Annotated in this window: 7 protein-coding genes; 4 read left to right on the top strand and 3 right to left on the bottom strand. The window is 41.7% G+C overall.

All coding sequences use genetic code 11. The features are described from left to right. The first annotated feature begins 8 nt into the window (after nucleotides 1-8). Entirely contained in the window at nucleotides 9-2,798 is a 2,790-nt protein-coding gene (gene gyrA / locus MA_RS08230) for a DNA gyrase subunit A (protein WP_011021593.1), read from the top strand. 931 nt (nucleotides 2,799-3,729) lie between these two features. Continuing rightward, nucleotides 3,730-6,045 (top strand): tetratricopeptide repeat protein, encoded by a 2,316-nt coding sequence (locus MA_RS08220; RefSeq protein ID WP_011021592.1) that lies wholly within the window; start codon nucleotides 3,730-3,732, stop codon nucleotides 6,043-6,045. A gap of 141 nt (nucleotides 6,046-6,186) precedes the next feature. Here MA_RS08220 and MA_RS08215 read toward each other — a convergent pair whose 3' ends face one another. Continuing rightward, entirely contained in the window at nucleotides 6,187-7,476 is a 1,290-nt protein-coding gene (locus MA_RS08215) for an ATP-binding protein (RefSeq protein WP_011021591.1), read from the bottom strand. 230 nt (nucleotides 7,477-7,706) lie between these two features. Further along, a complete protein-coding gene (locus MA_RS08210; protein ID WP_011021590.1) occupies nucleotides 7,707-9,500 on the bottom strand; it encodes a hypothetical protein in 1,794 nt (597 codons plus the stop codon). A gap of 122 nt (nucleotides 9,501-9,622) precedes the next feature. On the opposite strand from MA_RS08210, the gene istA reads away from it, so the two are divergent. Beyond that, nucleotides 9,623-10,867 carry an IS21-like element ISMac3 family transposase gene (gene istA / locus MA_RS08205; protein ID WP_011021589.1) on the top strand — a complete coding sequence of 415 codons (1,245 nt, stop codon included), beginning with the start codon at nucleotides 9,623-9,625 and terminating at the stop codon, nucleotides 10,865-10,867. Further along, a complete protein-coding gene (istB, locus tag MA_RS08200) occupies nucleotides 10,864-11,637 on the top strand; it encodes an IS21-like element ISMac3 family helper ATPase IstB (protein WP_011020063.1) in 774 nt (257 codons plus the stop codon). Before istA ends, istB begins: the two co-directional genes overlap by 4 nt. A gap of 55 nt (nucleotides 11,638-11,692) precedes the next feature. Here the strand turns inward: istB and MA_RS08195 are convergent, their stop codons facing one another. Further along, nucleotides 11,693-12,898, bottom strand: a complete 1,206-nt coding sequence (locus MA_RS08195) for a hypothetical protein (protein ID WP_011021588.1) — start codon at nucleotides 12,896-12,898, stop codon at nucleotides 11,693-11,695. Nucleotides 12,899-12,935: the final 37 nt, after the last annotated feature.

Genomic DNA, 12,935 nt, shown 5'->3' with positions numbered 1-12,935 from the left:
GGCTGAAAATGGCAAAATACGAAGAAGAAAAAAAATCAGAAGCTGAAATGAAAAAATCTTATCAAGCTACCCTTATCCCGGAAGAGAGAGACGATAAGCAGGAACATGGAGACGGTTCAATCCCCCTTACTCGCGAAGAGTCCGGCAAGAAACTCGAACTGGCCCTATCCGACCCTGCTTCGGACGAAACCGAGGACGAAGGGCCGGAACCCGATAATAATGGAGTTACGGCTATCCTTATCGACGATGAAATGAAACGCTCCTACATTAATTATGCAATGAGCGTCATCGTCGGAAGGGCACTTCCCGATGCCAGAGACGGCTTAAAACCGGTCCACCGCAGGATCCTTTTTTCAATGAAGGAATCCGGGATTACTCACGACAAACCGTATAAGAAGTCAGCCCGTGTGGTGGGTGACGTGCTTGGTAAATATCACCCTCACGGAGACGCTGCTGTTTATGATAGTATCGTGAGGATGGTGCAGGACTTCTCACTTCGCTACCCTCTGATCGATGGGCAGGGGAACTTCGGGTCCATTGATGGGGACGAGGCTGCAGCCATGCGATATACCGAAGTCCGCATGGATAGGATTGCAGAAGAGATGCTGACAGATATTGAAAAGGAGACCGTTCCGTTCAGGCCTAACTATGACGGGTCCCTTGAAGAGCCGGAAGTCCTTCCTGCAAAGCTTCCGAACCTCCTTATCAACGGGTCAACCGGAATTGCCGTCGGAATGGCAACGAACATGGCTCCCCACAATATAAGTGAGGTAATTGACGGGACTCTGATGCTTATTGACAACCCTGAAACCCCGGTTTCGGAACTGATGACCGTGGTAAAGGGGCCGGACTTTCCCACAGGTGCGCATATCCTCGGGACAGCAGGTATAAGGTCTGCATACACAACCGGAAGGGGGCCGGTAAAGATCAGGGCAGTTGCCGAAATTCAGGAGCTTAAAAAAGATAGGGAGCAGATTATAGTAACCGAACTTCCTTACCAGGTGAACAAGGCAAGGATGATTGAAAATATTGCTCAGCTTGTCAGGGAAAAGGTGATTTCAGGAATTTCCGATCTGCGGGACGAGTCGGACAGGGAAGGGATAAGGGTCGTAATCGAGCTTTCAAAGGGCACAAACGCCAGGGTTGTCTTAAACCAGCTCTATAAGCACACCCAGATGGAGACCACTTTCGGGGTCATCAACCTCGCCCTTGTGGACGGAAAGCCACAGGAGCTTAACCTGAAGCAGCTTCTCGAGATCTACCTTGAGTACAGGATGGAGATTGTCCAGAAGCGGACGCTTTACGACCTGAAAAAAAGCGAAGAAAGGGCCCACATCCTGGAAGGGTTAAGGATCGCTCTTGACAACATAGACGCAGTTGTTGCCCTTATCAAGGGGTCTGCAAATGCCGATGAAGCTAGGCAGGGCCTGATGGACAACTTTACCCTTGACGAGGTCCAGGCAAAGGCTATCCTGGATATGCGCCTGCAGCGTCTGACAGGGCTTGAGACCAAGAAAATCCTTGAGGAGCTGGAAAACCTCATAAAACTGATCGCCGAACTCAAAAAGATCCTGGAAAGCGATGAGCTCAAGTACGAGATTATCAGGACCGAACTCCTCGGACTCAAGGAAAAGTACGGGGATGTCCGCAGGACAAAGATCGTACATTACACGGAAGAAGTGACCGATGAAGACCTTATTCCGGAAGCCGACGTTGTGGTCACAATCACAAACAGCGGCTACATAAAGCGTATCCCCCTTGATACTTATTCCATGCAGCGCCGCGGAGGCAGGGGGATTATCGGTATGGAGATGAAGGAAGAAGACTTCGTGGAAAACCTCTTTATTTCCTCAACCCACAACTATATCCTTTTCTTTACAAACAGGGGCAGGCTCTACTGGCAGAAGGTCTATGAGATCCCTGAAGGTTCCCGCCAGTCGAGAGGTAAAGCCATAGTAAACCTGCTTGAGCTGCGGGAAGGTGAAATGGTCAATGCAATGATCCCTGTAAAAGAGTTTGCCGAAGACAGATACCTCCTTATGGCAACAAGGGCAGGCACGACCAAAAAGACCCCTCTCTCCGAGTTCAGGAACCCGAGAAAAGCCGGTATTATCGCAGTCAGCCTGGATGAAGGCGACGAGCTTGTGAAAGTCCTCCTTACCGATGGAAAGCAGGAAGTCTTGATGGTCTCTAAGAAAGGCAAAGCAATACGCTTCTCCGAAGACGACGTCCGTCCGATGGGCAGGACTGCAAGAGGAGTCCGCGGCATGATCCTTGATGGCCCGGAAGACGAGGTGGTCAGCATGGACCTTGTCGATGAGACCACAACTCTCCTATCGGTAACTGAAAACGGGTTCGGTAAAAGGACAGAGTACTCCCAGTATCCTATGCACCGCCGCGGCGGGAAAGGCGTAATAACAATCGTTACGAACCTGAGAAATGGCTTTGTTGCTAACGTCAAATCCGTAGCTGAGGATGACGAACTGATGATTACCAGTTCGGAAGGCATCATTATCCGTGTGCCGGCAAAAGATATCTCAATCCAGGGCAGAAATACCCAGGGCGTAAGGATCATGAACATGAAATCCGGGGACAAAGTCGTCGGGATGGCCCGTATCAAAGCTGAAGATGAGGATCAAAAACAGCTGAAAATCACTAACCTCAAATCCGGAAAAGCAGTAAGTGTAAAATCCGAATTCGAGGTCGGAAAGGACGAATCCGAAGAACCTGAAGAAGCAAAGGACGTCGAAGAAGCGGGAGTTGAAGAAGTTGAAGAAGAAGTCGACGAAGAAGAATGAATGATGAGAGATAAATAAGAGAAATGAGTGAAGGAAAGCTCCTTCACTCGAACTTCCTGCCGGAATGTACCTATTGGGGATGGATATCCGGCATCTGGATCCCAGTCTGGAAGGGAGGCGGAAGGTATTATTCTTCCAGTTACTTTTCGTGTAGTGGAGCGTGTTACCGATCAAATCTGACAAAAAGACACGTCTGTCATCGCCTACGATTCTATCTGCGAGCTACCCCTACACCCAGTTTTCCTGTTTGTGCATACTCATTTTTTTGAGACAGGTATTCCCAGACCCCAACGAAAATGAGTATACCAGATATATTACTCTTAATTATATAAGCTGCGTGGAATATATTATACGTAATTCTGGTCATTTGAGTTAGATTTTTACCTGAATTCACTGAATTCTTCTGCTAATGCTTCTTCAGTAACTAACCCCCATAACCCATTTTTTTTGAATATATGAAGGCTTTCGCTGATATTTTACTGATATTTATAAACGAAGGTGAAGTAGAAATGTAAGGTTTAAAAATGAAACCTGAGTTTTGACCGTGTCCCTGTACCTTTAATTTCTGATAAAACACACATGATATTCTTCGAATAACAGGCACAAATAATGAAAGTAATTGAAAGTACTTTCATGCCAAAATAAACGATTTTGAAGCTTTAATCGGCACTCTGTGAAATATCGAGTTTTCAAATTGTTTTGTGGGCTGATAAGGGGGAAATCGCCCGTACAAAATGAAAAATGAAGTTATTTTAGTCTGCTTGAGCAGAGCGAAACTCGAGCTGCAAAGCCGCAATTCTGCTGACGTAACTATGCTGACGTAACTATGCTGACGTAACTCTGCTGACTTAAACCCTCCACCTCATCAAGGCTGATTTTTTAGTATCAGGTTCGTTAGTATTAATCATGTATAAGGACAATAACTGCAATTATGGTATCAAGACGGCTTCAGGATTCTGCAAATCGTTTATTTGGCAAAGCAGCCACTTTCATTGAAAATGGAAAGTATGACAGGGCTCTTGAGAGCTTGAAAGATGTCGATAAAATAATGAAAAAAGAAAAAGACCCTGAAATTTCTTTCCATACCTTATTTTTGAAGGGATACACAATAAGTAAGGCTGGAGATCCGGAGGGAGCTCTGGAATTTTATGGTGAGGCCCTCAAAATCATCGAACCGCTGTTTTCAGGAGAGCCGGGGAAAAAGAACTATCAAAAATTCATAAGCAATATGATTGAGGAGATAGGGAGTTCATTTGACGAGCTTAATGATGAGGAAAGAGCTGAAGAGTTGCTGGGACCGATGGAAAAGCAGTTTGAGAAAGTTGTCCGGACATTTGAAGAACTGGTGAAATCAGACCCTGAAAATCAGGAATATCTTTCCGGTTTCCTGGAGATTATTGGAAGTATGGGGGTGTGTTATCAAGCCGGGCAGTTGATGGATCAGGCGGTGAAGCTCTTTGACAAAAAAATAGACATCTACGAAAAACTCTTCGAGCTTGAGTCCGGAGAGACGGATCTTCTCGGCGACTTTGATGAGGACATCGAACTTTACGGGTATTTATTCCGGAATTACGGACACCTGAAGGAAGCCGAAGGCAATTATTTCAGAGCAGCAGGAATTTACAGAAAAATGATTGAGAAAGACCCTGAAAACAGCATGGCCGAATATTACCTGAGCTATACTTACAGCTACCATGGGAGCCTGTATTCAGGCATGGAAAATTTGGAAAAGGCAGAGCGGTATTACGAGGAAGCCGTGGAATTGATGGATAAAGGCTATAAAGAATTTCCCGAGGACTATGCGTATGCCGTTTCTTTAGCCAATATTCATGAAAGCTATGGCGTTGCTTTTTCCAATAGAAAATATCTCGAAAAATCAATCGCGAATTACACAAAAGCCAGGGAAATTTACCGGGACCTGATAATAAACCACCCTTCAGAATTTGCACGCAACAAAAAAATTGCAATGTATCTGGATGACCTGGGGGACCGTTTTTCAAAAATAGGGGAATTCGAGGCTGCAGAACTCTGCTACAAAGACAAACTGGATGTTTTCCGGAACCTGCATGATGAAGATCCTGAAGACCTGAATCCCATATTTGAAATTTCCGATACATATGAAGAACTCGGAGACATCTTTGCAGAACACGGGGAAACTGGAAAAGCAAAGGCTTACTACGAAAAAGAAATAGAAATCTACGAAAGCCTTCTGGAAACAGAGCCCGATGCCCTGGACTACAAGACATATATGGCTGAGGTACAGGCTACTATCGGAAAACTCTATCTTGATGAAGAACCCGAAAAAGCACAGAAATATTTTGAAGATGCTCTGTCAGTGCTTGAAAACAATTTCGAGCTGGAGCCGGAAATGGATATACATTATTCAGTGCTCAAAAAGGTACTCAACAACTTTATACAATTATTCAAAAATCAGGAAGAGCATGAAAAGGCAGCCGAGATGTACAGCAAATTGCTTGCAGTCCAGCAGCGTATGCTTGACCTGAACCCCGAAGAAAGAGAATATAAGGAAGACCTCGCGGTCACATACACTAACCTTGCACTCCTTCATTCCGAAAGAGGGGATATTGAGCAGGAAGCCCGTTATCACAGGCTGGCTCTCGACATTCATGAAAAAATATTGGAAGAATCCTCTGACTATCCGTTATTCCTGCAAAGGTTTGTCACCGGCATTTATCTCCTTGGATCAAGACTTAAACTCGATGAAGAATCCCGGGGAAAAGAAAGTGGCATTGTCAAGGAATACCTTGAGCTCGCTAAAAAAGCAGAGAATAAACTTTATGCTGTCAAACCGGAAATAATGGAAGATAAGGAACTGATTGCCGAAATCGCTGAAAAGATGGGCATTTCTTTCAGAGAGAACGAAATGTATGAGGAGGCGATTGAAGAATTCAAACGTTCCCTTGCAATCCGCGAAAAATTGCATGAAAAAAACCCCGAAAATCTGAATTATTTAACTGTTCTTGAAGGCATATTCCACCAGATGGGAATCACATTCTTAGCCCAAAAGGATCTGGAAAAAGCAAAGGAAACCCTCGAAAAAGCAATGGATCTCAATGCAAAACTGCTTGAAACCGATCCCGAGGACTTTAATTACCTTGCCCGTTCTTCCATGATCTTTGAAACATATTCAAGTGTACTTGAGAATATGGGCAAATCCGAAGAAGCTGCGAAATACCTTGCAAAAGCCGAGGAGATTAATGCAAAACTGGGATATAGTAATGAATGACCCGAATGACCTGCATAATCACGTTTTTTCGCACATGCACACGTAAATTTTTGCATGAATTTCGTAATTAAGGCCGATTTGACAAGCATACTTAGATAGCCTCCCAGTTCGAGAAGTTTAAAGAGAAACTAAACAAACTTTTCATTTGAGAAGCCATCTCCATACCGGTTTCACGACTATTTCTCTCCCTCCTGTATCCAATATGTCGTCCTCTTCAAACGTCAGGAGAAGCCCCCTGTCAAGTTTATAAGCTTCCATTGCCTCTTTTAATCCTTCAATTTCCCTCTTCTTTGTTTCCGGATTGTTCAGGTTCACTGAAACCTGAATTGCCTCACTAACCCTCAGCCCTTCCCTCAGTACAAAATCGCATTCCTTTTTTTCGGAATGGTAATACAGTTCTTTTTTTCTTCTCAACAGTTCGACAAGGACCAGATTTTCAAGCCTCTGTCCTTCGTTTTCGGAGAAATTGAACGCCACCGTCTTCAGGAAACTATTGTCGATGGTATAAATCTTCGAAGACGATACCTTTTGCTTTTTCAGTGAGTAGTCAAACCTGGGAACCTGGTAGAGTAAAAACACATTCTGGAAGTAATCAATGTAATTTTTGATCGTGCTTAAACTCTTTATCCCGGTTATGCTTCTCAATGTGGGGTAAGAATACGCCTTCCCCACGTTAGAAAGCAGGAACAGGGCAAGGTCTTTAAGAGCTCTTCCCTCCCTTATATTGTAGCGGACCAGAACGTCTTTGTTCAGGATATCTTCAAAATATCCTCTGGAAAGTTCAAGGTCCCTGCTTTTCAGGACAAGCGGAAAGCCTCCGCTTTCGAAGTATTCCAGAAAATAACTAAATATCTCAGCTTTTTTGGAGCTAGTAAGAAGATCGGCTTCAATTTCTTCTCCTGTGATCTCGATTCCCTTCAGGCGCAGGAACTCCTTAAAGGAGAAAGGAAAAAGCCTGAGCACTTTGTTTCTTCCGGTCAAAAATGTAGATATTTCCGAACTGAGGAGCTGGGAATTCGAGCCTGTGGCAAATACCTTTTTTCCTTCTTTGTAAAGGTTGTTAAGCCACCTTTCCCAGAGTGGCACGTTCTGTATCTCATCAAAAAAATAATAAATCTGCCCAGTCCCATTTTTTTCCATCTCTTTCCCATAAAGCTCAATTACCAGATCCTGCAAATCCTGATAATTCCCGACCTTAAAATCCGAGAGCCGGATGTCATCAAAGTCCACATAAAACTTAACCCCCTCAAGCTGCCCGGCTATCAACTTCAAAAGCGAACTCTTCCCACACCGCCTGATCCCCGAGATGATAACAATTTCATTTCCCCTGAGGTATCTCTCAAGGTCGATATCACGGAATACAAGCTCTTCCCTTTTCCTGAAAGAGACCTGCTGGTCAATTATTACCTGGCGAAGCTGGCTTTTCTCCATCTAAGTTAGATATTTGTAAGTTCGTTTATATAGCTTTCGTTGGTATTTTACTAGTCTTTATAAGTGGACATAAAATGGAAATGAAAAGATTAAAAATGAAATATGACTTTTGATCGCCCGTCAATTTTTGCAGGATTTTCATAATTCAGGCTGGTTTGGGTTTCGACATTTCTTAAATACAGGGCGGCCATACGCCTGTTGAGCAGGCGGTGAAGTGCAAATATAAGAACTCACGAATTTCTTATCGCTGCTAACAACATAGTCATAATCTGAGAAGGTATAGGTACACCAAATGCTGCTGTTGACAACACCGGAGTAAGCAATGTAATAATTTCTTCAGCAGTCAAACTCACTATCACGTCTTTTGTGACATCTACACTGAAAGATTTCGCTTTTTCCTTTAAAATCCCCGGTATCTTTTTGAGATCCGCGAGTTTAGATTTTGCTTCTGCTTTCTCCTTTTCAGGGATCTCTGCTGCTTCTATGATTTCTGTAATAGATGAACTATTTTGAATAATCTTTTCACTGAAACGCTTTAAAGCTTCAGAATCTCCTTTTTTCATAAGCTCAAGCATCTGTGATGCGAATTCCTTGATGCATTCCCCTTCTTTGCCGCCAACTTCATTTGAAATCTGCACCAGATTGTCAAAATCCTGCTCAATATTATCGATTTTCCCTTTAATTTGTCTGAGTTCAGCAGCTGTGCCATCGAATCCGTCTTCAATCTGACTTTTTATTTCGGTAAATCCTGAATGTATCTGACTTTGGATCTCATCAATTTTATTCTCAGTGCGTATTGAAATCTCTTTTACCTGCTCTACATCCTTACTAACAACACCTATTATTTCGTGTACTTGGCCAAACCTATAATATTCAAGATCTACTCTCTTACGGTCTGAATACTGACAAAGCAAATTGTAAAAATTAGACGAAAATTCCCTGTTTCGAATTATTTCTTGCCATGCATCTGGATCCCTTTTTTTCACAACTGCATTGTGAAAAATCTCACACATTTGCTGCCCCTGTTTATCTCCATATTCACGGAAGATTTTACATCCTTCTTTAACATTCTTTGCAGCTTCTGTGTATGCTTCCTCAGTAAAACAGTCAACAAGAGCTTGTAAGAGGTGAATGTAAGCTGAAACTCTGTCTTTGATGATCTTAATTTGCGTCCGGTCTCTTATTTCTGTAAGTTTTTTCACTGCGAGTTTCAACTCGTCTTCTTCATTAATGGTACTTTTCAAAGCATTTTCCAGATGGCACTCGAACACAGTGTAATCGTAATAATCAAGAAAGATACTTTTTTTCTCTTCTAATTTCCAATTAGACACAAGCTCACAAAAAGATATAGTGCCACTTCTCGCTTGGCAGAATTCTTTCATAAACTTATAATAAGGCTCTTTTGAAAGTTTATATGCTTCATAATATTCAAAAGATGCATCGGATATTCCCTGTTTCCCATCGAACTCAAATAAACTGGCACGTATTTCATGAATGCTTGCCATTACACGTTTTTTGTATCTAATATTTCGATCCTTTATCTTTTCTTCTATATCCCCAAGATTTCTCTCCCATTCTTCGAGATGTTTTTTCTCTCCGGTTTTGTAGAAGTTGTCTTTAAGTAGGTAGTTAAAACCCAATAAAGCGACAGAATATGTCCATCCATCTCCTAATTCTTCAAGAATTGAAATACTTTGTAAATACAATTCCTTTGATCTTTCAAAGTTATCTCTTATATCAATCCCCATCTCTGCAAGCATCGATCTTGCATTACCCTCGTTCATCAATGCGCCAGCGTAATCTGTGCTTTTCTCGGGAAAAATTTCTCTAGAATCGCCATAAAGGCTGACAGCAATTTTAAGATTCACCCTGCTTTCAATGCTCATCTCTGCAAGCTTTGATCTTGCAGTACCCTCGTTCATTAACGCACGAGCATAATCTACGCTTTTTTTGGGAAGAATTTCCCTAACTTCGCCGTAAAGATTGATAGCAGTTTCGAGATTTTCCTCACTTTTAATGCTCATCTCTACAAGTGTTTGTCTTGCAGTGCCTTCATTCTGTCAAGGGCGGTTAAGAATCTTCCAATTACGGCGGTTTAAAAACTTCCAATTCTCAATCCTTGTGAAAAGTTCGAGGATTGTAGATAATGCTGAAAACGGAGGAATGGCTATTGATACGAGATTTGTATTCACAAGGCTTCAGCATCAGTGAGATCTCTAGAAGAACAGGTTATGCTAGGGAAACTGTGAGGAAATATCTTAAAAAGAAAACTGCCCCAGAACCTCAGAAACGTCCGCCAAAACCGAGTAAACTTGATCCTTTCAAACCTTACATACAAGAAAAACTCAAAGAAGGTCCTTATACTGCTGTTCGCCTTTATAGGGAAATCAAAGAAATGGGTTTTGATGGAGGAAAAACCATAGTCAAGGACTTCGTAAGAGAAGTCCGACCTAAACAGGGAGTCCCTGCTGTACTCCGCTATGAAACAAAACCAGGTGTACAGGCTCAGGTTGACTGGGCAGAGATGGGAACAGTTGAGGTTGATGGAAAGGTAAAGAAACTCTTTTGCTTCAACATGATTCTTGGATATTCAAGAATGAGATATGTTGAATTTACACTGAGCATAGACACTCCCACTCTTATTCAGTGTCATCTGAACGCTTTTGAGTACTTTGGAGGATTTACACAGGAGATCCTCTATGATAACATGAAACAGGTTGTTATCAAAAGAGCCTTAAAATCATCAGATTCCGAATGGAACCCACAGTTTGAGGATTTCTTCAAATGCTTTGGTTTTATTCCACGGTTATGCAGGCCTTACAGGCCTCAGACAAAAGGGAAAATTGAAAATACAGTCGGTTTCGTCAAGAGGGATTTCTTCCTTGGAAGAAGGTTTACCTCTCTCGAAGACCTGAACGCCCAAGTTCACAGTTGGTTGGAATGGGTAAATTCAACTGTCCACGGAACAACCTATCAAATCCCTCTTGAACGCTTTAAGGAGGAGAAACTGAGCCCTCTGGATCAGGTTCCTCCTTACAAAGTTGTCCATAAGGAGACCAGAAAGGTCTCCAGAGACTGTTATATTTCGTTCCTTGGAAATAAGTATTCTGTTCCTTACAGGTTTGCAGGGAGAACTGCAGAGCTTCAGATCCTTGAAGGAATATTCGAGGTCTATGTTGATTATGAGAAAGTCTGTGAACATGAAATCCTTCCTGGAAACTGCAGAGTTTCAAGGAAAAAGGAACATTTCCAGGGTCTCCTGAGTGAGATTCTTAAAGAGAACTCAAAATGCAAAAAAGATTCACAGATCCCGTTGAAGTTCTCAGATCCCGAAGTTGAAAAAAGGTCTCTTGATGTCTATGAAATATTTAGTGAAGGTGGTTTTGAATGAACAACTTCACCTATGAGAGACTTCACAATAACCTGCAATACCTGAAACTTAATTCTATCGAAGAGCTTCTGGATAACTACCTTGAAATTGCTGCAAGGGACAACAAGACAACAATGGAAGTCCTTGATTACTTGTTTGAACAGGAAAAGAAACACAGAGAAGCTGTTGCAATTGAGAGAAGGATGAAAAGTGCAGTTTTTCCCGTTAAAAAGACTCTTGAGGAATTCGATTTTGAATTTCAGAAATCCATTGATAAAAAAGCAATCGAAGACCTTGCAACCTTGAGATTTGTTCATAATTCAGAGAATGTCGTTTTCCTTGGTCCTCCCGGAGTTGGAAAGTCTCATCTTGCAATCGCTCTTGGGATTGAAGTAGCAAAAGCAGGGATTTCGGTTTACTTTACCAATACAGGAAACCTTATCGAGAAGTTGAAAATAGCAAATCGAGAAGGAATGCTTGAAAAGAAACTAAGGGACTTGATGAAATATAAAGTGCTGATAATTGACGAAATAGGGTATCTCCCATTTGACGAAGAAGGAGCTCACTGCCTATTTCAGCTGATCTCAAGACGGTATGAAAAGAGTTCAACGATCTTGACATCAAATAAATCATATGGAGAATGGGGAGAGATATTCAAGGACCATGTAATAGCGGCTGCTGTACTTGATAGGATTCTCCACCATTCAACTACGATTAACATCAAAGGGGAAAGTTACAGGCTGAAAGAAAGGAAGAAACAGGGAATAAAAACAGGAAATATATGCCAGTAATTTCTAAAAGTTTATGAAAAATTGAGTAAAATTTATATTAAAAGGTTGGCAAATTCTAAACCGCCCAAAATGGAAAAAAGTTAACCGCCCTTGACACATTCATTAACGTACGAGCATAATCCACGCTTTTTTTAGGAAAAATTTCCCTGGAATCGCCGTAAAAACTGACAGCAATTTCAAGATTCTTCTTGATATCAATGCCCATCTCTGCAAGTTTTTGTCTTGCATTACCCTCGTTCATCAACGCACGAGCGTAAGGTGTTCTTTTTTTGGGAAGAATTTCCCTAGCTTCGCCATAAAAACTGATAGCAGTTTCAAGATTTTCCCTACTTTCGATACCCATCTCTGCAAGTTCTTTTCTTGCATTACCCTCGTTCATCAACGCAATAGCATAATCCACGCCTTTTTTGGGAAAAATTTCCCTGGCATCGCCGTAAAAACTGATAGCAGTTTCAAGATTTTCCCTACTTTCAATGCCCATTTCTGCAAGTGTTTGCCTTGCAGTACTCTCGTTTATCAATACACGAGCGTAATCTGCGTTTTTTTTGGGAAAAATTTCCCTGGCATCGCCGTAAAAACTGACAGCAATTTCAAGATTTTCCCTACTTTTAATGCCCATTTCTGAAAGTGTTTGTCTTGCATTACCCTCGTTCATCAACGCAATAGCGTAATCTATGCTTTTTTTGGGAAAAATTTCCCTGGCATCGCCGTAAAAACTGACAGCAATTTCAAGATTTTCCCTACTTTTAATGCCCATTTCTGCAAGTGTTTGTCTTGCATTACCCTCGTTCATCAACACAATAGCGTAATCTATGCTTTTTTTGGGAAAAATTTCCCTGACATTGCCATAAAGACTGATAACAGTTTCAAGATTCTCCTTGCTGTCAATGCCCATCTCTGCAAGCTTACAGCAGGCAACTGCATTATTTACTAATACGCGCTTGACTTTTTCTTTATTGGTTTCATAGAGGGAAATACATAAACTATAATAGAATTTACTGAGAAGAGAATTATTGAGTTCATCGATTCCCTTTAAAGCGTTATTCAGGAAAAATAATCCTTTATTTTCAAGAAAATTAAATAACCTATCCATTTTCTGTGAGCTAAACTGATGGGATATGTAAATAGTTCGCGAAAATTCTTCTTTAGTGAAGCCGATTATTACATCAGGCTGAAGGTCGTAAAAAGTTTTAGCAAACAATTTCTTATCCTTCTTTGTTGCAGAGGATTCCAATTGATGCAAGAAGGCTTCTTTATCCATGTAATGCGATATGTGCTAACTTATTTTAAATTTTATC

The sequence above is a fragment of the Methanosarcina acetivorans C2A genome (genome assembly GCF_000007345.1).
GTDB classification, from domain to species: domain Archaea; phylum Halobacteriota; class Methanosarcinia; order Methanosarcinales; family Methanosarcinaceae; genus Methanosarcina; species Methanosarcina acetivorans.
Note: the sequence above shows the minus strand (reverse complement) of the source record. Positions and strands in the feature narration are given on the sequence as shown.

Excerpts from the sequence above, each read along its gene's own strand:
- istB (WP_011020063.1), top strand. The coding sequence starts at position 10,864 with ATGAACAACTTCACCTATGAGAGACTTCACAATAACCTGCAATACCTG.
- MA_RS08210 (WP_011021590.1), bottom strand. The coding sequence starts at position 9,500 with ATGAGCATTAAAAGTGAGGAAAATCTCGAAACTGCTATCAATCTTTAC.
- istA (WP_011021589.1), top strand. The coding sequence starts at position 9,623 with ATGCTGAAAACGGAGGAATGGCTATTGATACGAGATTTGTATTCACAA.
- MA_RS08215 (WP_011021591.1), bottom strand. The coding sequence starts at position 7,476 with ATGGAGAAAAGCCAGCTTCGCCAGGTAATAATTGACCAGCAGGTCTCT.
- MA_RS08220 (WP_011021592.1), top strand. The coding sequence starts at position 3,730 with ATGGTATCAAGACGGCTTCAGGATTCTGCAAATCGTTTATTTGGCAAA.
- gyrA (WP_011021593.1), top strand. The coding sequence starts at position 9 with ATGGCAAAATACGAAGAAGAAAAAAAATCAGAAGCTGAAATGAAAAAA.
- MA_RS08195 (WP_011021588.1), bottom strand. The coding sequence starts at position 12,898 with ATGGATAAAGAAGCCTTCTTGCATCAATTGGAATCCTCTGCAACAAAG.